Origin of the sequence: Streptomyces bottropensis ATCC 25435 (assembly GCF_000383595.1) — a bacterium.
GTDB lineage: Bacteria > Actinomycetota > Actinomycetes > Streptomycetales > Streptomycetaceae > Streptomyces > Streptomyces bottropensis.
Genome location: NZ_KB911581.1, coordinates 462795 through 485130, shown reverse-complemented (window position 1 = coordinate 485130; position 22336 = coordinate 462795). Strand labels below are relative to the sequence as shown.

22 protein-coding genes and 1 pseudogene are annotated in these 22336 nt (G+C 72.1%); 3 read left to right on the top strand and 20 right to left on the bottom strand.

Annotated features, from left to right (window positions below):
* Positions 1–28: 28 nt before the first annotated feature.
* From STRBO_RS0102220 to STRBO_RS41200, 14 genes are all read right to left on the bottom strand, one after another.
* The gene (locus tag STRBO_RS0102220) at positions 29–976 is read right to left on the bottom strand and encodes an alpha/beta hydrolase (protein WP_005483734.1); all 948 of its coding nucleotides are present in this window, start codon (positions 974–976) and stop codon (positions 29–31) included.
* 708 nt (positions 977–1684) lie between these two features.
* The gene (gene kynU / locus STRBO_RS0102215; protein ID WP_005483733.1) at positions 1685–2950 is read right to left on the bottom strand and encodes a kynureninase; all 1266 of its coding nucleotides are present in this window, start codon (positions 2948–2950) and stop codon (positions 1685–1687) included.
* Entirely contained in the window at positions 2943–3788 is an 846-nt protein-coding gene (locus STRBO_RS0102210) for a tryptophan 2,3-dioxygenase family protein (RefSeq protein ID WP_005483732.1), read from the bottom strand. Before STRBO_RS0102210 ends, kynU begins: the two co-directional genes overlap by 8 nt.
* 263 nt (positions 3789–4051) lie before the next feature.
* Positions 4052–4465: a DUF3151 domain-containing protein gene (locus STRBO_RS0102205; protein ID WP_005483731.1), complete on the bottom strand. Its 414-nt coding sequence runs from the start codon at positions 4463–4465 to the stop codon at positions 4052–4054.
* A 490-nt stretch (positions 4466–4955) separates the two neighbouring features.
* Positions 4956–6428, bottom strand: a complete 1473-nt coding sequence (locus tag STRBO_RS0102200; protein ID WP_020113706.1) for an MFS transporter — start codon at positions 6426–6428, stop codon at positions 4956–4958.
* Positions 6429–6738: 310 nt separating this feature from the next.
* A complete protein-coding gene (fbaA, locus tag STRBO_RS0102195) occupies positions 6739–7761 on the bottom strand; it encodes a class II fructose-bisphosphate aldolase (protein WP_005483728.1) in 1023 nt (340 codons plus the stop codon).
* Between the two features lie 166 nt (positions 7762–7927).
* On the bottom strand, positions 7928–8482 hold the full coding sequence (gene pyrE / locus STRBO_RS0102190) for an orotate phosphoribosyltransferase (protein ID WP_013001905.1): 555 nt from the start codon (positions 8480–8482) through the stop codon (positions 7928–7930).
* Positions 8483–8573: 91 nt separating this feature from the next.
* A complete protein-coding gene (locus tag STRBO_RS0102185) occupies positions 8574–9368 on the bottom strand; it encodes an aldose epimerase family protein (RefSeq protein WP_005483726.1) in 795 nt (264 codons plus the stop codon).
* 56 nt (positions 9369–9424) lie between these two features.
* Positions 9425–10291 (bottom strand): SRPBCC family protein, encoded by an 867-nt coding sequence (locus STRBO_RS0102180; RefSeq protein ID WP_202500242.1) that lies wholly within the window; start codon positions 10289–10291, stop codon positions 9425–9427.
* Between the two features lie 124 nt (positions 10292–10415).
* Complete coding sequence (locus STRBO_RS0102175) at positions 10416–12050, bottom strand: polyamine aminopropyltransferase (protein WP_005483724.1); 1635 nt, start codon at positions 12048–12050, stop codon at positions 10416–10418.
* Between the two features lie 183 nt (positions 12051–12233).
* A complete protein-coding gene (locus STRBO_RS0102170; RefSeq protein ID WP_005483723.1) occupies positions 12234–12755 on the bottom strand; it encodes a DUF2617 family protein in 522 nt (173 codons plus the stop codon).
* Positions 12756–13282: 527 nt separating this feature from the next.
* The gene (locus STRBO_RS0102165) at positions 13283–13678 is read right to left on the bottom strand and encodes a hypothetical protein (RefSeq protein WP_020113703.1); all 396 of its coding nucleotides are present in this window, start codon (positions 13676–13678) and stop codon (positions 13283–13285) included.
* 162 nt (positions 13679–13840) lie between these two features.
* A complete protein-coding gene (locus tag STRBO_RS0102160; RefSeq protein ID WP_005483722.1) occupies positions 13841–14155 on the bottom strand; it encodes a hypothetical protein in 315 nt (104 codons plus the stop codon).
* Between the two features lie 3 nt (positions 14156–14158).
* The gene (locus tag STRBO_RS41200; RefSeq protein ID WP_005483721.1) at positions 14159–14392 is read right to left on the bottom strand and encodes a hypothetical protein; all 234 of its coding nucleotides are present in this window, start codon (positions 14390–14392) and stop codon (positions 14159–14161) included.
* A gap of 416 nt (positions 14393–14808) precedes the next feature.
* Here STRBO_RS41200 and STRBO_RS0102155 point away from each other — a divergent pair, with 416 nt between their 5' ends.
* The gene (locus tag STRBO_RS0102155; RefSeq protein ID WP_005483718.1) at positions 14809–16044 is read left to right on the top strand and encodes a pyridoxal phosphate-dependent aminotransferase; all 1236 of its coding nucleotides are present in this window, start codon (positions 14809–14811) and stop codon (positions 16042–16044) included.
* Between the two features lie 16 nt (positions 16045–16060).
* Here STRBO_RS0102155 and STRBO_RS0102150 read toward each other — a convergent pair whose 3' ends face one another.
* Both STRBO_RS0102150 and STRBO_RS0102145 read right to left on the bottom strand, forming a co-directional pair.
* Entirely contained in the window at positions 16061–16324 is a 264-nt protein-coding gene (locus tag STRBO_RS0102150) for a type II toxin-antitoxin system RelE family toxin (protein WP_005483716.1), read from the bottom strand.
* Positions 16317–16586 (bottom strand): type II toxin-antitoxin system Phd/YefM family antitoxin, encoded by a 270-nt coding sequence (locus STRBO_RS0102145; protein WP_005483715.1) that lies wholly within the window; start codon positions 16584–16586, stop codon positions 16317–16319. The genes STRBO_RS0102150 and STRBO_RS0102145 overlap by 8 nt, the downstream gene beginning before the upstream one ends.
* A gap of 100 nt (positions 16587–16686) precedes the next feature.
* Here STRBO_RS0102145 and STRBO_RS0102140 point away from each other — a divergent pair.
* Positions 16687–17127 (top strand): annotated as a pseudogene (locus STRBO_RS0102140) (aminotransferase class I/II-fold pyridoxal phosphate-dependent enzyme); the annotation flags it as partial.
* A 485-nt stretch (positions 17128–17612) separates the two neighbouring features.
* On the opposite strand, the gene STRBO_RS0102135 reads toward STRBO_RS0102140, so the two are convergent.
* The 4 genes from STRBO_RS0102135 to STRBO_RS0102120 form a co-directional block, all read right to left on the bottom strand.
* On the bottom strand, positions 17613–18167 hold the full coding sequence (locus STRBO_RS0102135) for a Uma2 family endonuclease (protein WP_005483710.1): 555 nt from the start codon (positions 18165–18167) through the stop codon (positions 17613–17615).
* Positions 18168–18600: 433 nt separating this feature from the next.
* Positions 18601–19539: a hypothetical protein gene (locus STRBO_RS0102125; protein ID WP_202500241.1), complete on the bottom strand. Its 939-nt coding sequence runs from the start codon at positions 19537–19539 to the stop codon at positions 18601–18603.
* 280 nt (positions 19540–19819) lie between these two features.
* A complete protein-coding gene (locus STRBO_RS44350; protein ID WP_245170648.1) occupies positions 19820–19954 on the bottom strand; it encodes a DUF397 domain-containing protein in 135 nt (44 codons plus the stop codon).
* Positions 19914–20831 carry a helix-turn-helix domain-containing protein gene (locus tag STRBO_RS0102120; RefSeq protein ID WP_005483706.1) on the bottom strand — a complete coding sequence of 306 codons (918 nt, stop codon included), beginning with the start codon at positions 20829–20831 and terminating at the stop codon, positions 19914–19916. The genes STRBO_RS44350 and STRBO_RS0102120 overlap by 41 nt, the downstream gene beginning before the upstream one ends.
* A gap of 176 nt (positions 20832–21007) precedes the next feature.
* On the opposite strand from STRBO_RS0102120, the gene STRBO_RS0102115 reads away from it, so the two are divergent.
* Positions 21008–21532 (top strand): ATP-binding protein, encoded by a 525-nt coding sequence (locus STRBO_RS0102115; RefSeq protein WP_005483705.1) that lies wholly within the window; start codon positions 21008–21010, stop codon positions 21530–21532.
* Positions 21533–22336: the final 804 nt, after the last annotated feature.

The following is a 22336-nucleotide window of genomic DNA, read 5'->3' as shown; positions in this document are numbered from 1 at the left end:
GCCGGGGCGGGGCCGCCTCGGACCCCGTTCACCAGGCCAGTTGGGCGATCTCCTCCACCACCACCGCGCACGCGTCCGCCGCCGGGTCGATGAGGGGGAAGTGGCCCACGTCCTCCAGCAGCGTCAGGCCCACGACCTCGCCCGCCTTGGCCGCGGCGTCGGCGTACGCCTCGGCGACGGCCTCGGGGACGACGATGTCGGAGCGGCCCTGCACAAGCGTGGTGGCGATGCCGGTCGGGAGGAGGAGCGCGGGGTCGGCGCAGGGGCGACGCTCGGCGAACTTGTCCTGACCGCCCAGGAGTTGGGTGGCCGCGCCGCCGCAGACGTCCAGCTTCTCGGCCACGGCGAAGTCGGCGATGGGGGCCAGGGCGACGACTCCGCGGAGCGGGGCGGAGCGGGAGGTGCGCCACGGTGCGTCGGGCGGAAGCATGTGGCGGGCCGCGGCCCACAGGGCGAGGTGGCCGCCGGCGGAGTGGCCGGTGACGACCATGCGGCGGGGGTCCGCCTGGGGCAGGGCCACGCGGACGAGGTCCGGCAGGGCGTCGAGGGCGGCGGCGATGTCGTCGAACGTCTCCGGCCAGCGCCCCGCGGCCGGAGTGGGGGTTGCGTTGAGGCCGGTCGGGGCGGGCAGCGAGCTTCCTCGCCGGTACTCGATGTTGGCCACCGCGAAGCCGTGGCGGGCGAGGAAGTCCGCGAAGGGGGTGATGTGGTGGCGGTCGTAGGGGGCCCGCCACGCACCGCCGTGCAGGACCACGATCACGGGGGCGGGGCCCGTGGCCGCGCCGGGCCCCGAGGGCGCGCCGGCGCCTATGCCCAGGGGCCCGATGCCCGTGGCTGCGGTGCGGGGGGCGTAGAAGTCGATCACCTGGTCGGGGTGGTCGCCGTAGGCCGCCGTGGCGTCGGGGGCGACCGGGGGGTGTGAGAAGGCGGATGCCTCTTCGGCGGCATCGCGGGCTGCGGCGTCGTCGTCCGGCATGCGCCAACCTCTCGGGTGAAACGGATTTGGAAGGGTTTGGGTGGGCGGGTGCCGGGGAAAGGGGCGCCTGCCGTTGGCGGGGACGGTATCAGGCCCGTGACGTGCGTCGACACCGGGATGTGACGCCGGGTCAGGGGCCGTGGCGGGGCGGGGGCCACGGCGAGGCGGGACGGCCGAGGAGCGGGCCGAAACGGGGTCCGTGCCGGGGGCGGGGCGGGGGCGGGGGCGGGTTCGAACCCGGGGCGGGGCCGAGTTCGGCCCACCGACGCCCACCGACGCCCACTGGCGCTCACCGGCGCGACCGGGTGCCGCCGCGCACGGCCCTCACCACCGGCCGACGGACCTGAGCCCGCACCCGCGCCGCTGTCCCGACGGAACGACGGCAGCCGCCGCGAACGCCGCGGACGGCGACGACGGTCGAGGTCGAGGGCGAGCCGGGTGTCTAGGTCGGAGTTCGGGACCGCAGGAACGGTCGGAACAACGGGGATGATCAGGACCGCAGGGACGATCGGAACAACCGGCATGATTGGAACAACCGGGACCGGCCAGGGCAGCGCCCGCCGCCGGACCGCCGACGGCCCCGGCGCCCGGCCTCCCTCCCCCAGCGCCCCCGGCACCCCAGCGGCCCTGCCGCCCCGGCACCCCGCCGACCGGCCGCCCGCCGCCCAGCGGCAGAGCACCCGCCGCCGGGACGCCGAACCGCCCGCGCTACCCCATCTCCCCCAGCGTCTCACCCAACACCCGCGCCGCCCGCTCCGTGTCCGCGAAGGTGACGTAGAGAGGGGTGAAGCCGAAGCGGAGGACGTCGGGGTGGCGGAAGTCGCCGATGACGCCCTGGTGGATGAGGCGCTTCATGACGTCACCGGCGTCGTCGCAACGCAGGGCGATCTGGCTGCCGCGCTCCGCGTGGGCGACCGGCGTGATGGACTCGACCCGGCCCTCGGGGACGTACGCCGACACGCAGCGCAGGAAGAAGTCCGTCAGGGCGAGGGACTTGGCGCGGACCGACTCGATCGTCACCCCGGTCCCGGCGGAACCGCCGTCACCGCCCCCGTCCCAGACGTCGAGTGCCGCCTCCAGAGCGAGCATCGACAGGATGTCGGGCGTGCCGACCCGGCCTCGCGGAGCCCCGGCCGCCGGCTCGTAGGCCGGGTCCATGGCGAAGGGGGCCGCGTGGGAGGTCCAGCCGGGCAGGGGGGAGTCGAAGCGGGGCTGCAGGTCCCGGCGGACGTAGAGGTAGGCCGGGGAGCCCGGGCCGCCGTTGAGGTACTTGTAGGTGCAGCCGACCGCGAGGTCGACCCCGTGTTCGTCGAGGTCCACGGGGAGGGCGCCCGCGCTGTGGCACAGGTCCCAGACCGCGTAGGCGCCGGCCTCGTGGACCGCCGCCGTCAGGGCGGGGAGGTCGTGGAGGCGGCCCGAGCGGTAGTCGACGTGGTTGAGCAGGACGGCGGCCGTACGGTCGCCGAGGGCGGCCGGAACCTCCGCCGGGGTCACCGGGCGCAGGGTGCGGCCGGTCATCCGGGCCGCCGACTCGGCCAGGTAGCCGTCCGTCGGGAACGTGGTCGCGTCGACCAGGATCTCGTCGCGGCGGCCGTCACCGGAGCCGGAGTCCTCGTCCGCCATCCGTACCGCCGCCACGACCGCCTTGAAGACGTTGACGCTCGTGGAGTCGCCGACCACGATCTGGCCCGGCGCCGCGCCCACCAGCGGGGCGATACGGTCGCCGATCCGCTCGGGGGCGGTCCACCAGCCGCTCTCGTCCCAGGAACGGATGCGCAGCTCGCCCCACTCGCGGTGGACGACGTCCGCGAGCCGGCCGGGGACCGACGCCGGGAGCGCGCCGAGCGAGTTGCCGTCGAGGTACACGGCGTCGTCGAGGACGAAGCGGGCGCGCAGGGCGGACAGTTCGTCGGCCGCGTCCCACTCCTTTGCCTGGGCGGCCAGGTCAATTCCGGGTGCGGTGATGTCAGACATGGGAGCGCGCCGTCCACAGCTCGGGGAAGACGTTCTTCCGGGCGCGCTTCTCCAGCCAGGCCACGCCGGCGGAGCCGCCCGTGCCGGCCTTGGAGCCCATCGCGCGGCGGGTGGCGACGAGGTGGTCGTTGCGCCAGCGCCAGACGAGTTCGGCGACGTCGGTCAGTGCCTCGCCGAGGCGGGCGAGTTCGTGGTCCGGGTCGCCGGAGTACAGCTCGGTCCACACCGCCTCGACCTCGGGGGAGGGCTCGTAGCGCTGGGAGACGTCTCGGCTCACGACGGACTCGGGGATCGCGTGGCCGCGGCGGGCCAGGAGCCGCAGGACCTCGTCGTAGAGGCTCGGCTCGTGCAGCGCCTTCTCCAGCTCGGCGTGGACGCGGGGGGCGCCCCGGTGCGGGACGAGCATGGAGGCGGACTTCTCGCCGAGCAGGAACTCCATCCGGCGGTACATCGCCGACTGGAAGCCGGAGCCCTCGCCGAGGGCGGCGCGGTAGGAGTTGAACTGGGCGGGGGTGAGCTGGCCGAGGGGCTTCCAGGAGGCCGTCAGGGCCTCCAGTTCGCGGACGGAACGCTTCAGGGCGTCCTTCGCCCTCGCCACGTCGTCGCCGCGGATCGCGGCGGTCGCGGTCTCCCACTCGTGCACGATGACGGTGAACCACAGCTCCATGACCTGGGTGGTGACCAGGAAGACCATCTCGCCGGGGTCGTCGGAGAGAGGGTGCTGGAGGTGGGTGAGCACGTCCGCCTGGACGTAGTCCTCGTACGGGGTGGTGCCCTGGAAGTCGAGATGCGGGGTCTCGGGCTCCGAAGCCTCGTGGGGCTGAGCCGGAAGGGACATCGCTGTCTCCTGATATGTACTCCGGGTAGCGGTCCGCCCCTGCCGAATTCCGACACGGGGGCCCCGGTCCCCACCGGCATGGTCGGTGATACCACCCCCGCACCGCAAGGTCCGCCTGGTCACACCAGGCGGACCTGCACGAACAGTCCTTCGAACGGCTCAGTGCCTCAGCTGATGGCTCAGCTCGTGCCTCGGCTCATTCCTCGGCTCATTCCTCAGCTGATGCCTCGGCTCATGCCCCAGGTCCTGCCTCGGCTCGTGCCTCAGCTCAGGGTCTGGGCGGCCGTCGGGGAGGAGTCCTTCAGGAACTGGGAGCAGCGCTCGTACTCCTCCTGCTCGCCGATGTCGCCCGCGGCGCGGGAGAGGGCGTGCAGGGCGCGCAGGAAGCCGCGGTTCGGCTCGTGCTCCCAGGGGACGGGGCCGTGGCCCTTCCAGCCGCTGCGGCGCAGGGCGTCCAGGCCGCGGTGGTAGCCCGTACGGGCGTAGGCGTACGACTCCACGACGCTGCCCCGCTCGTACGCCTCGTCGGCGAGCTGGGCCCAGGCGAGGGAGGAGGTGGGGTACTTGGCGGCGACGTCGGCCGGGGGTGTGCCGTTCGCGAGGAGTTCGCGGGGTTCCGGGTCGTCGGGGAGGTGCGTGGGGGGTGGGCCGCCGAGGAGGTTCTCGTGAATCGTCATGGGTTCCAGTCTGGCCCATGTGGGGGGTGGGGTACGTCGGGTGGGGTCGAGGTGGGGGGTGGGGGTCCTTCCGGCGGGTGTCGGGGTGGGTTTTTCTCGCCCCCGCCGCCCCTACCCGTCCCATCCCCAGGGGCTACGCCCCTTCGACCCCCTTCTGTGCCCCTGGAGGCCTACGGGGTCGGGGAGGGCTGTGGGTGCGGGTGGTGCGGGTGGGTGGGATGCGAGGGGGTGGGTCGGTGCGAGGGGGTGGGTGGGTGCGAGGAGGTGGGTGGGTGCGGGTTGTACGGGGTTGCTCGCGCAGTTCCCCGCGCCCCTGAAAAGCACGGGTGCGCCCCTGAGCCGAGAGAAGCACCGCGAATCCTGTGACCAGCCACAATAGACCCGCACCCGGACTCCGCCATCCGGACCACATCCAGACCCGCACACCCACCCGGGACGCGCACCCGCACCCGCACAACACCCCCTCGCCCCGGCCCCCCACCCCCGCCCGCTACTCCGTCGTCGTCTCGCCCTTGTGCCGGCCCTCCAGTGGTGGGGCCGTCACGCAGCCGTGGGTGCGGCATTCGGGGTGGTGGCAGTCGGGGGCGGGGCGGCGGACCGCGGTGTAGGCCAGGGCCGCGGCGGCCAGGAGGGCCAGGGCGCAGGCGAGCATCGCCTTGTCGAACGCGTTGTCGAACTGAGTGGGTGAGCGGTAGGCCTCCGGGCCCATGCCGGCGATCAGCGGGAGCGCGGCCACGGCCAGCAGACCCGCGGCCCGGGCGGCGGCGTTGTTGATCCCGCTGGCGATACCGGCGTGATCGGTGGTGACCGAAGCCAGGACGGTCGCGGTCAGCGGCGCCACGAGGGTGACCATGCCGAGGCCCATCACCAGGAGGGCGGGCAGGACATCGGTGGCGTACTCGGCGTCGGGGCCCACCCTCAGCATCAGCAGGACGCCCGCCGTGCACAGCAGGGGGCCGACGGTCAGGGGGATGCGGGGGCCGATGCGTTCGCCGAGGGCGCCCGCGCGGGCGGAGAGCAGCAGCATCAGGACGGTGATGGGCAACAGGGCCGTGCCGGCGCCGAGGGCGGAGTACCCGGCGACCACCTGGAGCTGGAGGGCGACGAGGAAGAAGAAGCCGCCGAAGGCCGCGTACACGAACAGGGTGACGATGTTGACCGCCGTGAACTGGCGGGACGCGAACATCTGCGGCGGCATCATGGGGTCCGGCCGGTGGCGCTCGACGTGGACGAAGGCCACGGCCGTCGCCACGCCGGCGAGTGCGGTGACCACGACCGCGAGCGTGCCCTCCCTGGCTTCGATCAGCGCGTACGTGAGGAACGCCAGGGACGCGGCGCCGAGTACGGCCCCCAGGATGTCGAAGCCCCGGTCATGGGCACGGCCGTCCCCCGACTCCGGTACGTGACGGGCGGCGATCGGGACGCACAGGAGGGCCAGGGGGACGTTCAGCAGGAAGACCCAGCGCCAGCCGGGGCCGTCGACCAGCCAGCCGCCCAGGAACGGGCCGACGGCCGCGCCGATGCCGCCGAAGCCGGACCACAGGCCGACCGCCTTCGCGCGGTCGTCGCGGTGGAACGACGCCTGGATGAGGGCGAGCGAACCGGGGGTGAGGAGGGCCCCGCCGACGCCCTGGAGGGCTCGGGCGGCGATCAGCACACCGACGTTCGGGGCGAGGCCGCACAGGAGTGAGGCCGCGGCGAACCACACCACGCCCACCACGAACACCTTGCGGCGGCCGAAACGGTCGCCCAGCGCGCCTCCGAGGAGGATCAGTCCGGCGAGCGTGAGCATGTACGCGTTGACGGTCCACTGGAGGGCCGCGAGGTCGGCGTCCAGGTCGAGGCCGATGCGCGGGAGCGCGACGTTGACGACCGTCGAGTCCAGCAGCGCCATGCTGGAGCCGAGCACCGTGGTCAGCAGGATCCACTTGCCCTGGGCGGAGGCAAGGCGTACGTCGGCCATGGTGGGAATCATGCCGCGCGCGGGCCGTTCGGGCCAGGTGCGAAGCATGACCGGGGCCCGGCGGCCGGGTGACGGAGGCACGGGGCACGGGGTACGGCCCGGTGGGGGCCGGCGAGGACCGGTGTGCGGCCCGTGGGGACCGGCCCTGGCCGGAGTGGTCCGGAGTGGTCCGGTGCGGACCGGTGCGGACCGGTCCGGGGACGACACCGCCCGCAGTCGCGTGCGCGGTGCGGGCGACTGCGGGCGGGTGCGGTAAAGCGCGGCCGGAGCCCCGGACCGGGCGGCGGCGGGGCCGCCCGGTCCGGGTCGGCTACTTGATCTTCGTGCCGGCGGAGCGCAGGTTGCCGCAGGCCTCGACGACGCGGGCCGCCATCGACGCCTCCGCGAGCTTGCCCCAGGTGCGGGGGTCGTACGTCTTCTTGTTGCCGACCTCACCGTCGATCTTCAGGACGCCGTCGTAGTTCTGGAACATGTGGGCCGCCACCGGACGCGTGAAGGCGTACTGGGTGTCGGTGTCGATGTTCATCTTGACGACGCCGTTCTCCAGGGCGGTGCGGATCTCCTCCTCGGTGGAGCCGGAGCCGCCGTGGAAGACGAAGTCGAACGGGGACTCCTTGCCGAAGCGGGAGGCCACGCCCTCGTTCAGCTCCTTGAGGAGGTCGGGGCGCAGGACGACGTTGCCCGGCTTGTAGACACCGTGGACGTTGCCGAAGGACGCGGCCAGCAGGTAGCGGCCCTTCTCGCCCAGGCCCAGCGCCTCGGCCGTACGGATCGCGTCGTCGACCGTCGTGTAGAGGGAGTCGTTGATCTCGTGGGAGACGCCGTCCTCCTCGCCACCGGTCGGGGTGATCTCGACCTCAAGGATGATCTTCGCGGCGGCGGCGCGGGCGAGCAGCTCCTGCGCGATGGAGAGGTTGTCGGCGAGGGTCTCCGCCGAGCCGTCCCACATGTGGGACTGGAACAGCGGGTTGCGGCCGGCCTTGACCCGCTCCTCCGACACGGCGATCAGCGGACGGACGTAGCCGTCCAGCTTGTCCTTCGGGCAGTGGTCCGTGTGCAGCGCGACCGTGACCGGGTACTTCTCGGCCACGATGTGCGCGAACTCGGCCAGGGCGACGGAGCCCGTCACCATGTCCTTGCTGTACTGGCCGCCCAGGAACTCGGCACCGCCGGTCGAGATCTGGACGATGCCGTCGCTCTCCGCCTCCGCGAAGCCGCGCAGCGCGGCGTGCAGCGTCTGGGTCGAGGTCACGTTGATGGCCGGGTAGGCGAACTTGCCTGCCTTCGCCCGGTCGAGCATCTCGTTGTAGACCTCGGGGGTTGCGATGGGCATGGTCCGCTCCTTGTATGTGCGGGTGGCGTTGTGCTTACGAGCCCTGACCTAGGGTTGCGACGTCGTCGTCGTCCCATCCTTCCAGACGGGACCCGATGCTCCGGTCAGGGCGTCCAGAACTCTTCGGTAACCCCTGACCTCGGGGTTCCCCCGGTGCCGGCCGTCGTCAGTCCAGGCCCAGCTCGTCCTTCGAGAACGCGAAGAGGTACGGGACCCCGGCACCCTTCTCGATCTTCTCGGCGGCGCCGGTCGCCCGGTCGACGATGGTGGCGACGGCGACGACCTCGGCCCCGGCCTCGCGGACGGCCTCGACGGCGGCCAGCGGGGAGCCGCCGGTGGTGGAGGTGTCCTCGACGACGAGGACGCGACGGCCGCTGATCTCCGGCCCCTCGACGCGGCGCTGCAGCCCGTGCGCCTTGGCCGCCTTGCGGACGACGAACGCGTCCAGCCTGCGGCCCCGCGCGGCGGCCGCGTGCAGCATCGCGCCGGCCACGGGGTCGGCGCCCATCGTGAGACCGCCGACCGCGTCGAAGTCGAGGTCGGCGGTCAGGTCGAGCAGCACCTGACCGACCAGCGGGGCGGCCTCGCCGTCGAGGGTGACGCGGCGCAGGTCGACGTAGTAGTCCGCCTCCAGACCCGACGACAGGGTCACCCTGCCGTGCACCACGGCCTTGTCCTTGATCTGCTGCAGCAAAGATCCACGTACGTCCACGTCAGTCATGGCAGTCAGCTTAGAGGCGACCTGTCCGCCCGCCGTACGGACCTGTGCGGACCTGTCCGCCCGCCGTACGGCCCCGCGCCCCGTGCCCCGCTCACAGGCGGCGCCAGGTCCAGGTGGTCGCGGCTTCGAGGGGGTCGATGGGGGTGACGAGGCGGGGGTGGGTGTTGAGGCCGTCCGGCGGGCCGGTCTGGGGTTCGACGCACACGGCTTCCGCCTGTTCGTCGTAGACCACGACCCATTCCTCGCGGGAGGCGACCTTCAGTTCCAGCCGCTCCGGCCAGGTGAGGGTGACGTCCACGCCGTCCGGCATGCCGAAGCAGTCGTCCCAGGGGCCGGGCCGGGGGTCGACGCGGTTGCCGGTGGGCAGGTGGTCCGCGCCGCGCTCCTCCTGCCAGGCGGGGGTGAAGTCGACCCGTACGTCCTCGCCGCCGTCGGCCAGGCTCCGGTTGAACCAGGGATGCCAGCCGATCTGGGCCGGGAAGGAGGAGTCGTGCGCCTCCACGGACATGGTGAGGGTGAGGGCGTCCGGGGTGAGGGTGACCACCTGGGTGACGCGGCCGGGGTAGGGCCACGGCTCGACCAGGTCGTAGGTGAGGACGGCCTCGGTATCGCTGTGGCTCGCGACGCGCCAGGTTCCCTCACGGGTGGTGCCGTGGATGGCGTGGGGCGGGGCGTTGAGGGGCATCTGCCGCACGCTGCCGCCGTCGCGGAACCGTCCGTCGCGGAGGCGTCCGCACCACGGCACCATCGGGAAGCACCCGAACCGCTCGCCCTGCCGCAGCAGTTCGGCCCCGGCGACCCTCAGGCCCGCCACCCGGCCGCCGTTCCCCGGCGCCAGCACCACCGCCGCGTCACCCGCGGCCAACGTGATCTCTTCGCTACTCACCCCTCGACCCTACTGGCCCACATCCCCGAGGAGTTGGCCGCCCGCGGCCGGTGTCGTCAGCGGCGCTTGCGCAGGGCCCGGCTGACGATGATGGCCGAGGCCACGGCGAAGGCCGCCGCGGGGGCCGCCCAGCGGAGGGTGGCGCTCGCGGAGACGGTCTCGGGGGCGGGGACCGGGGCGTAACGGCCGCGAGGCGGCGCGTGGTCCACCTCCTCGGCGCTCCGGCCGATCATCGTCCGACGCGCGTGCGCGGCCTCCACCGGCGGTTCGCCCCCGGCGACGAAGTCCCCCTCGTCGAAGGGTTCCAGGGGCGAGGGCGGGACCTCGGTCTCGAAGACGGAGGCGGGGGACTCGGGCTCGGGCTCGGGCTCGACGGGGGGCGGGGGGCCGGTTTCTGCGGCGGCGTCACCCGTGGGCCTGGGTTCGGCCTCGGCGCCGGTGTCGGTGTCGGTGTCGGTGTCGGTCCCGGTGTCGGTCCCGGTGTCGGTCTTGGTGTCGGTCCCGGCCGTCGTCGCCAGGTTCTCCGCGAACCTCCCCAGCAGCCGTGTCATCGCCGAGGACACCGAGTCGGCCGGGAGTTCGGTGATACGGCCGTCGGCGGTGGCCGTACCGGCGCAGACGAGGGTGGTGCCCTCGGTGGCCGGGGTGAGCCGGAGGGTGAGGGTGAGCTTCACCGTGCCGGAGCCCCGGGCCTCGGTGGCATCGCCCTCCACGGCGTAGGAACCGTCGTCCCGGGCGGTGACGCGGAGGGTGCCGCGATAGGTGATGGTGTGGCCGGCGACGCGTACCTTCATGCGGCCGGCGACGGGTGGGGCGCCCGCCTCCTGCTGGAGCCCGGGGACGGCTCGGGCCACCCGTTCGGGGTCGGACAGCGCCTCCCGGAGGCGGCCGACGGGAACCGGAACGAACACCTCATGCTCCATGGAGACCGAGCCTACCCAGGTGGCACGGCGCCGCACCCGTACATACGCGTTCTCGCCCGTGTTCCGCCCCACGTGGCCCGCATGCCGCACCTGCCCCGCGCCTGCCCCGCGCACCTCGACCGCCTCAGCCGACGTACCTGGGGTGCACCAGCGTCGACGGTGGCAGATCCACCATCCGGTCGGGGGCGTCGAGTCGCCTGGTCCCGGTGCCGGGGTGCGGTGGCGGGCGGCGGCCCGTGTCGGGCCGGGTCGCGAGGACGAAACCCCAGTCGTGGGGGGCGCGGGAGGTGTGGGCCGTGCGGTCGGGGCCGGTGACGAAGCCCGGGGCGGCGGCGGTGACCTGGTAGGGCGCGGTGCGCAGACCGGCGGCGCGCACGGTCGCGTCGACCGTCCAGAAGACCTTGCGCCGGGACGACACCGGGCCCGCGTGCACCACCATGCGGCCGTCCGGGGCCAGGACCGCACGGGCCAGGCCGTAGAACTCCTGCGAGTAGAGCTTCGTGCTCGCCGTGATGCCGGGATCGGGGAGGTCCGCGATCACGACGTCGTACGGCCGCACCGGGCGGGCGGCGCGCAGCCAGGCGAAGGAGTCCTGGGCGGTGACGCGGACGCGGTCGTCGGCGTAGGCGCGGCTGTTGAGGGCGGAGAGCGCGGGATCCGTGCGCGCCAGGCGCACCACACCCGGGTCGAGTTCGACGATGTCCACCCGGCGTACGCCGTCGTGGCGGAGCACTTCACGGGCGGCGAGGCCGTCACCGCCGCCGAGGACGAGGACGCAGGCGTGGGGCCCGGCGTTCATGGCCGGATGGACGAGGGCCCGGTGGTAGCGCTGCTCGTCGCGGCCGCTGATGCGCAGGCGGCCGTCGAGGAAGAGGGCGAGCGGACGGCCGTCCCTGCCTCCGGTGAGGACGACCTCCTGGACGTCGGTCTGCAGCGCGACCCGTACGTCGTCGCCGTACACCGCGCGCCGGGCCGCGCGCTCGAAGTCGTCCACGTGTACGGCGGCGGTGGCGAGCAGGCCGAGGACGGCGAGGTTGGTGACCAGCAGCAGCCGGCGGTCGCGGCGGGACATGTCGTGGCGGAACAGGCCGAGGACGAGGGCACCGCCGACCAGGACGTTGACCGTGCCGGTGAGCAGGGCGCCGGTCAGCTGGCCGAGCCAGGGCAGCAGGAGGAAGGGGAAGGCGAGGCCGCCGACCAGCGCGCCCACGTAGTCGGCCGCGAAGAGGTCGGCGACCGTGCCGGCCGTGTCCTGGCGGCGGATGCGCTGGATCAGCTCCATCAGCAGCGGGACCTCGGCGCCGATGAGCAGGCCGATGGCCAGGGAGAACGCGACGAGGAGGTAGCGGGAGCCGTTCGACCACATGCCGCCCCAGTCGCCGGTCCAGGCGAACGCCGCGTACAGCACGAGGGCGCTGCAACCGCCGACCAGGGCGAGGGCGGCCTCGATGGCGCCGAAGCCGAGGGCGGCGCGGGGGCGGAGGCGTTTGGCGGCGAGGGAGCCGATCCCCATGGCGAAGACCATGACCGAGAGGACCACGGAGGCCTGGGTGACCGAGTCGCCGATCAGGTACGAGGCGAGGGCGACGAGTTCCAGTTCGTACACGAGTCCGCAGGCGGCGCAGACGAAGACACCGGCGAGGACGAGGAAGCGGCCGACTCCCGGGCGGACCGGTAACCACGCCTGGGCGCCCGGGCCTCCGTCGCCGCGCCAGGGGGGAGGGGCGCCGGGGGGTGCGGGGGCGTGCGGCTCGATCACTCCTGGCACGCTACCGTCACGGTCACGCTCCGCTGGGTCACCCACACGGGTGGTCTGCGACGCTGCGCCGGGTGTCTGATCGCTCGGGGGTTCGGGTCTCGTCGGCGGCTGCGGGCCCGGTGGGGCTTCTCGCGCAGCTCCCCGCGCCCCGCACCCCGCACCCCCGAGACGCTCAGGCGCCCCTCACAACGGCACCGCCACCCGCACCCCCACCCTCGTTCTCGTGGCGACCAGTTGCCCGTCCTGGGGATACGCGTGCCACGTACGCCAGTGCACCTGCCCCTCGTGCCGTTGCGCGAGCATCGCCGTGAAGGCGTGCGGGCTGCCGGGGAAGACACCGGCCAGGCCGTGCGGGTGGTCGGCGACGAGGGCCAGCAGCTCCTGCGCGCGGCCGGCGAAGGAACCGGGTGACAACACCTCGACGCGGGCGGCGAACTCGTACTCCCAGTCACCCACCCGTTTGGCCACGCCGAGCGGCAGGGGCGTGCTGGACCCCGGGATGCAGGCGACCGTCTCCGAACAGTGGCTGCCCCGCTCCTCCTCCAGGAGCACCTGGTGGGACGCGCCGAGCAGCCGCAACTGCAGCTTCGCGCGGCTGAGTTCGAGATCGAGCGTGGCGAGCGCGGGCAGCGGCTCGCGCCCGAGGGCCCAGGCGAGGTCTGCCGCACGCGTGTCGGTGTAGGCGGTGTTCAGGGTCGTGAGCATGGATCGGCTCCGCAGCGACGCAAAGTGAAGAGGAGTGGGTCCGGCGCACCCCGGTCGGTGCCGGGAATCGTGGCCCGGTCAGCCAGGTCGGATGAGGACGACGTCCCAGTCGGTCCGGTCAGCCGTGTCAGGCCTGCCGGGAGGGACGTCCGGGGGCTGCGTTGGCGATTTATAGGGAATCATGAACTGTGGCGTAACCACAGCGTTTTTACCCAACTTGGCGTGCTTTCCATCCCCCCGAGGGCTGCCCAGCTCAACTGTTCAACCAGGCGTGCGCCCCGTCGGTCCCCACGCTCCCCACGCGCCCATCGAGGCAGGCGCGCGAACCTCGGCAAGCGCCCTTCGGACAACCGGGCCCACCCGGCGTGCTCAGGCGTGAACAGAAGTGCTACCCGTGCGCCGCCCGGCAGGATCCGCGCGGGCACCCGGTGCCCGCCTGCCCCGTCCGGGCGGTCCTACACACGCGAGCGCCCGCCGGGATGTCCTCCCGGCGGGCGCCTCGTGTCGTGAAGCTCAGCTGCCCCGTGTCAGCTGCCTCCACCGCATCCGCCCCCACCGCCGCCGCAGGAGGAGGACCCCCCACCGCAGGACGAGCCGCTGCTGCTGCCGCACGACGAGCTGCTGCTGCCGCACGACGAGCCCCCGGACGACGAACCCCGGTCGTGGTCCGAGGAGGAGTGGGACGAGCCGCTGTCGCCGACACCCGCCGCCCCCAGCACCCACCAGCTGTTGTCGCTGCCGCTCGACGAGCCGCTGTCGCCGCGGCCGCCGCTGCGGTGGGCGCTGCCGCCCCCGCCGGACGGCCGTCCCCTCCGGGCCCCCGCCCGCGCGGCGCGCGTCCTGCGGCGGCTGTCGGCCACGATGAGTGCCGACACCGCACAGATCACCACCAGGATGATGCCGATCACCGCGATCGCGTTCATGGCGTCACCCTCCCCTCTTTCTTCCGAGTCCCCCGAAGCGGCCCCCCGTGGGCGCCTCGCTCACGTGCGTGTCACTCACTTGCGTGTCGCGGGGATTCCCCCGCCGCGGACCGCTCAAAGCCGAGTTGAGCAAGTCCAGAGCTTGTCCTCCCCCGGCGGCGGTCAGTCGCCGCTGCCGCCGCAGGAGGATGAGCCTCCCCCACAGGACGCGCCACCGCCACTGCCGCACGACGACGAATCACCCTGCCCATCGCCGCCGCCCTGGCTGTCCCCGTCACCGCGCCCGTCCGGCCAGGCGGACCGGGTGTCGCCCGCCCACCAGCCGTCGTGGCGTCGCGGTGCCCGGGCGGCGCCCCGGCCGGGAGCCACGCCGACACCGCCTCGCGTGATCAGCACGACCATCGGCACCACCATCGCCGCCAGGACCGCGAGCGCGACGAACACCAGTACGCCGAACGTCAGGAACGCCACGATCATCGGTCAGTCCCCTCCGCCGCCGCAGCCACCGCCGCAGGAGGACCCGCCCCCGCACGACGAACCACCGGACGAACCCCCACCGTCCGCCCACCAGCTGCGGCGCCTGTCGCGGCGCATGTCGTGACGCCCGGAACTCCCGCGACGCCCGGCACGTCTGCGGCCCACCAGGACGGCCACCGCGATGACGACGGCCGACACGGCCCAGCTGATGAGCACCGCTTTCATGTCTTCGTCCACGGTGACCCCACTCCCCCGATCCCCCCGATCCCCCCATGTCCGTGGTGCGACGCGGTCGCGGTCAGCTTCCGCCGCCGCAGCCACCGCCACCGCCGCCACCACCGCAGGACGACCCGCCACCGCAGGACGAGCCACCGCCGCAGGAGGATCCGCCCCCGCTGCTGTGGCGGGACGACCCGCCGTCCGCCCACCAGCTGTGCGAACGCCGGCGGCCCGGCCGCGAACCCCCGCGGCTGAGGCTCGACACGATGCTGACCAGAACGACCGCGCCCATGAAGACGAAGAAGAGAACCTCCATCTCGGCACCTGCCTTTCACTCCCCCTGCAGGCCCCCCATGAGCCGTGCGTGACGTGGAGATGCCCTCCCGTCTCACCGCTCAAAGCCGAGTTGAGGAACTCCAGAGGTTGGGCGCAGGATGACGGCCATGACCTCCAGCGCACGCTCCGCCCGCACGCCTCGTCCGGCGCTGAACCGGCGGCTCGCCGAGTTCGGGACGACGATCTTCGCCGAGATGTCGGCGCTCGCCCTGCGGACCGGGTCGATCAACCTGGGTCAGGGTTTCCCGGACACCGACGGCCCCGAAGAGATCCGCGAGGCCGCCGTACGGGCGCTGCGGGACGGCCGGGGCAACCAGTACCCGCCGGGGCCGGGCGTCCCCGAGCTGCGGACCGCGATCGTCGACCACCAGCGGCGGCGGTACGGGCTGGAGTTCGACCCGGACACTGAGGTCCTGGTCACGGCGGGTGCCACGGAGGCCATCGCGGCCGCCCTGCTGGGGCTGCTGGAGGAGGGCGACGAGGTGGTCGCCCTGGAGCCGTACTACGACTCGTACGCGGCCTGCATCGCGATGGCGGGCGGCACGCGCGTACCGGTGACGCTACGGCCGTCCGAGGGGTCCGGCGACTCGGACGGGGACCGGCGCTTCCGGCTGGACCTGGACGAGCTGCGGGACGCGGTCACCGACCGGACCCGGCTGCTGCTGATCAACACGCCGCACAACCCGACCGGCACCGTCCTCACCCGCGCGGAGCTGACCGCGATCGCCGAGCTGGCCGTGGAGCGGGATCTGCTGGTGGTGACGGACGAGGTGTACGAGCACCTGGTCTTCGACGGGGCCGAGCACCTGCCGCTCGCCACCTTCCCGGGGATGCGGGAGCGGACCGTCACCATCGGGTCCGCGGGCAAGACCTTCTCCTTCACCGGGTGGAAGGTCGGCTGGGCTACCGGCGCGCCCGCGCTCGTCTCGGCCGTGCGCTCGGCGAAGCAGTACCTCACCTATGTGGCGTCCGGACCGTTCCAGTACGCCGTCGCCGAGGCGCTCGCGCTGCCGGACAGTTACTTCGAGGGCTTCCGCGCGGACATGCTCGCCAAGCGGAACGTCCTGGCCACGGGCCTGGCGGACGCCGGGTTCGACGTGTTCCGGACGGCGGGCACGTACTTCATCACCACCGACATCCGCCCCCTCGGCGAGACCGACGGCTTCGCCTTCTGCCGGGCCCTGCCCGAACGCGCGGGCGTGGTGGCCATCCCGAACGCGGTCTTCTACGACCACCGCGAGGCCGGCGCCCCGTTCGTACGGTTCGCCTTCTGCAAACGCACCGAGATGCTGGCGGACGCGACGGAACGGCTCCGCAAGGCGTTCGCCTGCTGACCGATGTCAGGAGCGCTCAGGTGTCATAGACGGTGGAGCGATGCCCGACGTGTACGACCCACACCACCAGTTCGCCGTTGTCGATCGTGTAGATCACGCGGTAGTCGCCCACCCGGAGGCGGCGGCGGTCGGGCTGGGAGACGAGGGCCGTGGTGTTGAACCCCGTCGGGTCGCTCTCCAGCTCAGTCAGCTTGGCCAGAATGCGAAGGGCCATGTCTCGCGGGACCTTGCGGAGTTCGGCCTGAGCCTCGGCTCGGAAGACGGTGCGGTACTCACTCACTGCGCGCCAGCGTCTCCCTCATGATGTCCTCGATCGGGATGCCGGGTGCCGGGTTGGTCATGCGCTCGTCGATGATCCGGTTGATCTCGCGCTCTTCCCACTCCTGGTACTTGCGCAGCACCTCGATGGACACCACGGCGGCGACCTGCTTGCCGCGCCGGGTGATGACGGTAGGTACGTCGTCCCGGTCGGCCCGCTCCACGACCTCGGCCAGATGTGCCCGGACATCGCGGATGGACTCTATCGGCATGGGCTGTGTCATGCGCCCAAGAGTACCGAGTGTCCCATGTGTACGCAACGGCTCACTGTCGCTCGGGGGTGTAGCCCTCGGACCCGCATGAGAATGAGTGCGTGAACGCGGAGTCGCCTGGGTGACGGCCGCGCCCGAGCTGGTGACGGCGGTGCGCTCGGCGAAGCAGTACCTCACCTACGTGGCCTCGGGGCCGTTCCAGTACGCCGTCGCCGAGGCCCTCGCGCTTCCGGAGAGCTACTTCGAGGCGTTCCGGGCGGACATGCTGGCCAAGCGGGACCTGCTGGCGTCGGGGCTCTCGGACGCCGGATTCAAGGTGTTCCGAACCGCCGGCACCTACTTCATCACCACCGACATCCGCCCCCTCGGCGAGAGCGACGGCTTCGCGTTCTGCCGCGCCCTGCCCGAACGCTGCGGAGTGGTGGCGATCCCCAACGCGGTCTTCTATGACCACCGCGAGCAAGGCGCGCCCTTCGTACGATTCGCCTTCTGCAAGCGGACAGATGTGTTGCAGGCAGCAACAGATCGACTGCTCAAGCTGCGCAAGGGCTGAGCTTCGAACGCGTCACACTGTTTGCTCTTCTGTGGACTGCGAACGGTTGTCCGTAGCCAGATAGCTCAAGGCGGCGCCCAGGCGCTCCGGGGAGTCCTTGAACGCCCGGAGGCCCCGGAAAAACAGTCCCGGCACAGTGCGCCGCGCACGGATTGCCGCCCTCGGGGCCTCCGCGTGCAAGGCAGGAGCACCGATCACACGCTGGCTGCCGGGCCGCGCACGGGGTGCGGCGCAGCCCGAAGGAGACTCCACGCCAATTCCACACGGCTCTCCGCGGCCCGTACGTACCAGAAATGGAGCCCCCACCCCGGGCGTTCCAGGGCAGGGGCTCCAGCACGGTGGGGCCAAGCAGCGGACGCGTACTGCTCTGCGCGCGTCTCCGGTCGGTGAGCATCCTCGGGGCTCCCGTCGCGCGTATGGGAACCGCTCCGGGGTGACCGGCGTTCGGCCTGCACCAAACTTCGGACCTACACGGGAGTCCTTCGTCAGCGGGCGTCCGCCTCGGGTTCCGGGCGCGGGAGCTCGTCGAGGTCGAGGGTGAAGGTGCGGCCGTCTGCCAGGGGGATGGGGAGCTTGCCCGTGCCGTACTGGTGGGTGTGTGCGGCGATGTAACCGGTGGCGGTCGGCTGGGTGTGAAGGACGACTTCCTGGGCGTAGGGGTCCACGACCAGGTAGATCGGGATTCCGTAGCGGCCGTACTTCGCGGTGCAGTCGTCGTAGTCCTTGCGAGCGGAAGACGTCGAAACGACCTCGGAGATCAGCAGGACGTCCTCGAAGCTGTAGCGCTTGCCTTCCTTGCGTGCGTCCTCGCGCAGGATCGCGAGGTCGGGGGCGGAGTTCTCGTCGGCGGGGAAGTCGATATAGACGTCGGAGGTGACCTTCGCGTGACGGCCGAGAGCAAGAGCGGAGTCGATCTGCATCGACCTGATGGTGCTGGAGTGCTCTTCGCTCTGCGGGGTCATGATCACCTTTCCGTCGGCCCCGAACAGGACCGTGTACCCCTTGGGGAACTCGGTGTGCACGATCGCGTCGACGCTCATGGACGGCTCCTTCCCGTGTGTGGTCAGGATACGGCCGCATAGGTAGGCCGACGAGGTGTCGCCTGGGTGACGGCCGCGCCCGAGCTGGTGACGGCGGTGCGCTCGGCGAAGCAGTACCTCACCTACGTGGCCCTGTCTCGGCTGTCGCCACGTTCCTCTGGAGGCAGGCTGATGACGGAGGCCGCGGGCTCCGCTCTCAACCAGCAACGGGGGCGGCTGCCCCCGTCTCACGTTGCCGGTCACTGTCGCGGAAATTTGACGCTACGGGGCACCGAACTGGCCGCCCTGGCAGGGGAGGTGTCGGCAGAGGCCCGCCGCGGCGAGCAGTTCGACCCGCCGCTCAGCCATGCCGAACTGGCTCTTGGCGTCAGATTTCGCATCGCGCCACATCAAGCCTCCCACCTGCGGGTGGACCGCACACCCGGCCACCGGCTCAGCCGGTCGCGGGGAGTTGGTCCCGGGAGCGGCAGTCCCGGCAGTGGCTGTGTCCCGCGGAGCGGAAGCCCCGGTCGCAGCCGTCGCAGTTCCGCATTCTCAGGACCGCCGGGCGCTCTGGGGTCTCGGGGCTTCCGGGCTCCGGTGCGATCAGTGGAGTCTCCTTGAGCCGGTAGGCGAGGATGCCGGCCGGGCGGACGAGGAGGTTTGCCGGGAGTCGTGCGGTGAGGTGGTCGGTGATCTGGGTGGGCAGCAGGCCTTGCCCGAGCCACCGGGTGACGGCCGGGGCGAGGCGGGCGGCTTCCCGCTCGGACAGGACGAGACGGGGGTCGACCCGGCGGAGGCCGGCGAGTACGGCGATGGCTCGGGGGTCGGCGTCGGCGAGCGGGACCGGTGCCTCCGCCTCGGTCTCAGCCTGCGCTTCCGGCTCCGCTGCCTCCGCCGTCTTCTCTCCCGCCTGTACGGGTGCCTCCACCGTGTCCCGCACGGCCCCGGACGCGGGCGCGGGCGTGGCGGCGGCGGGTTGCTTCCGGGGGCGACGAGGCTTGGGCGGCCTGGGAGACCCGTCGGGATCCGGGTCGGGCTCGCCGCCGGGTACGTCGTAGAAGTACGTCCGGGTGCGGACCTGCCCGGTGGGTGTGCGCTCGCGGCGGCGTTCCAGGTATCCGGCCGCTTCGAGTTCCCGGAGCGCTCGCGAGATGAGGATCTCGCCCTCGTCGAAGTGCTCGCACAGGGCGGTGATGCTCACGCTCGTACCGGTGGGCAGGGAGGAGATGTACGCCGCCACACCGACCGTGACCGCGCTGCCGCGCCGCTGGGCGAGGGCGTTGGAGATCACGGTGAAGTCGGCCGTGAGGCGGGTGCGTACGTGGATCACACCGGAGGTCGGAGCTCCGGCGTCGGCGCACAGGGGCGCGTTAGACTGCGGATCAGCCATCGGGAAGTCGTCTCTTCCAGATCGGTCAGGCCCTCGATCGGGATTGCAGTCCCGGCCGGGGGCCGTATCTGTTTGCGGTTGTCGCGGCGAACGTAACCGCCTTCATCCCACGCCTGCAAGCCGGTCACTCGGACGGGTGACGCGGGCCTCCCGGCCGGGGAGGGTGGGTGGGCGGGTAGTTCTTTCCCCCGGTTCTTTGGGAGGTCAGTGGCCCGCCGGACCCTCGCGGACAAGGGCCCGGTGAGCCCGGAACGCGGACAGCGGCCGGGGCCCGGCCGCCTCAGGGACGGTGCCGCTCTGCCTTCAACTCGCCTATGAAGGCCGCCCAGGGCGCGGCTTCGAAGCACAGCGCCGCACCGTACGGGACCTTGCTGTCACGGACCGGGACGACGGCCCCCCGGAATCCGTCGGCCACCTCCACGCAGTTGCCGCCCTCCTGATTGCTGTAGCTGCTCTTGCGCCAGACGGCGCCGTTCAGATCGGGACGGGACCTTCGCTCCACGGTGGTTGTCCTCCATCACGGATCGGATCATGCCGAGCGACATGAGCGGGGGCAGAGCTGCCGCCCGCAGCCGATCGTAGGTCAGCGCGAAACTCCTGGCCTCGTCCGGATCCTCGATGAGTTGGCCGTAGTGCGCGCCCTCCGTGTAGGCGATCTCCGAGCCGTCCGGCATGGTGAGCACCGTGAGCGATCCGCCCAAGGCATCGTGCTCACCTTGGTCGAACGGCAGTACCTGCACGGTGATGTGAGGTTTCGCCGCGGTCCCGAGCAGCCGCGCCAACTGCTCACCCATCACCTCCCGGCCACCGACCGGGCGCCTGAGCACCGCCTCGTCGAGGACCACCCACAGTTCGGGACGGTCGGGCGTACCGAGGCGCTCCTGTCGTCCCATGCGAAGGGCGACCCGCTCTTCCAACTGCTCCTTGCTGCCGAGGGTTCGACCGACACTCAGCACCGCCCGGGCGTAGTCCTCCGTCTGCAACAAGCCAGGCACCACATGAGCCGCGTATTCGCGGACAGCCACCGCCCGCTCCGAGTACTCCATGAACTTCCGCGACCAGTCCGGAAACGCCTCCCGGTACACGTACGGCCACAACTCGACCAGCAGGTCATCCGCACCGAGGACCGCGTCCAGCGCACGCGCCAGCTCCAGCGTCGGCTTCGCTCCGGACGCCCGCTCGATCTGGGTGATCCGCGTGCTCACCACGTGCGTCCGGTCACCGAGCTCGGCCTGCGTCAGTCCGGCCGCCGTACGAAGTCTGCGCACCCGCGCGCCGAACAGCGCCGCCATCGACGCGCTGGGATCAATTCCGTTGGCCAAAGCGTCACTTCCGTTCCTTACGGACTGAAAAGTAAGGCTGCGTCACCTTTCGAGCGTAGGGCGATCGGACGACCCTTGGACACGGAACGTGACGATTCACGTACGCCACGAAATGTCTCAGCTCGACAGACAAGGACGGACCAGCCGTGCTGACAGCAACGACCACGCCGGGAGACGAGCCACGACGGAGCACCGCGACCCTCGCGCCGGAGACAGTCGCGCTCGCCGCCAAGGCGAAGTCAGGCGAACTTCCCGCCACCGTCGAGCGGTTCGTCTCCTCCCCGCGAGGGGCACAGCTCGCCCGACGTCTCGCCGTCCGGCGTATGGACGAGTGGGGCTACCCGGCGGCGTCCGACGTGTCGTGCACCGTCGCACTCATCGTCGGCGAACTCGCCGCGAACGCCGTACGGCACGGCCGGGTTCCCGGACGGGACTTCGGTCTCCGACTCGCCCTCGACCTGACCGCGGGGCTGGTGCGTATCGAGGTCGCCGACGCCGCCTCCGCGAAGCGACCGCCCGCCGCCCCGCCCTTGTCGTACCCCGACGGTGAGTCCGGTCGAGGACTACTGCTGGTGGACGTCCTGGCCAAGCGCTGGGGGTCGGATCCTCGTCACCCCGTGGGCAAGACGGTGTGGGCGGAGGTCTCTCTTGAGGCATCAACTCGCCTCTAAGCAGCGGGACTTGCGATAACCCGTGTTATCGCCGAAATCATGGCTCCCCTCTCCTCTCCTTCCCTACCGTCTGTTCTGTCGCACCCGGCTCGCGCACGGCGGGAAGCACTCACGCCTGCCGCTCACCGCGCCCGCCCGGCCGGCTCTCATCGGAACGGACCGCGGAGGGGCGGAGAACGCCATGACGGAACACCACGATCACCACCAGCCCCCGGAGCTCGACGGGCAGGCTCCCGACAACGGCGGCGGATCCTCGACGCTCTCCCGGCTGACCGACCTCCTCGAAACGTCCACCCTCGCCGAGGCGACCAGGAGATGCTCCGTGAGGCGCTCGGCGGGCACGGGGCGTCGGGCACCGGATCGGACGCGCCCGGTGGCCCGCACCCGGACCACCGGGTGTTCCTCGACTCCGTCACCGTCACCGGCTTTCGCGGCATCGGCCACAAGGCACGTCTGCCGCTGAACGCGAAGCCCGGTGTCACCCTGGTGGTGGGGCGCAACGGTTCGGGGAAGTCCACCTGCAGGACGGGGCCGAGCCGAAGGTCGAGGTCCGCCTCGCCATCGCGGGTGACGCCCGGTCGTCCACGCTGACGTGCACCTGGCCGGGCGACGACGTCACGGCCCCGGCGGTCGAGTTCAAGCGGCCGGGGCTCGGCCGGCGGCCCTTCGAGGGCGCCGGCTGGGAGCGGGCGCTGAACAACTACCGGCCCTTCCTGTCGTACTCCGATTTCGACAAGATCATCAGCGGCAAGCCCAGCGAGCTGTACGACTCGGTCGCCACCGTCCTCGGGCTCGGCGAGCTGA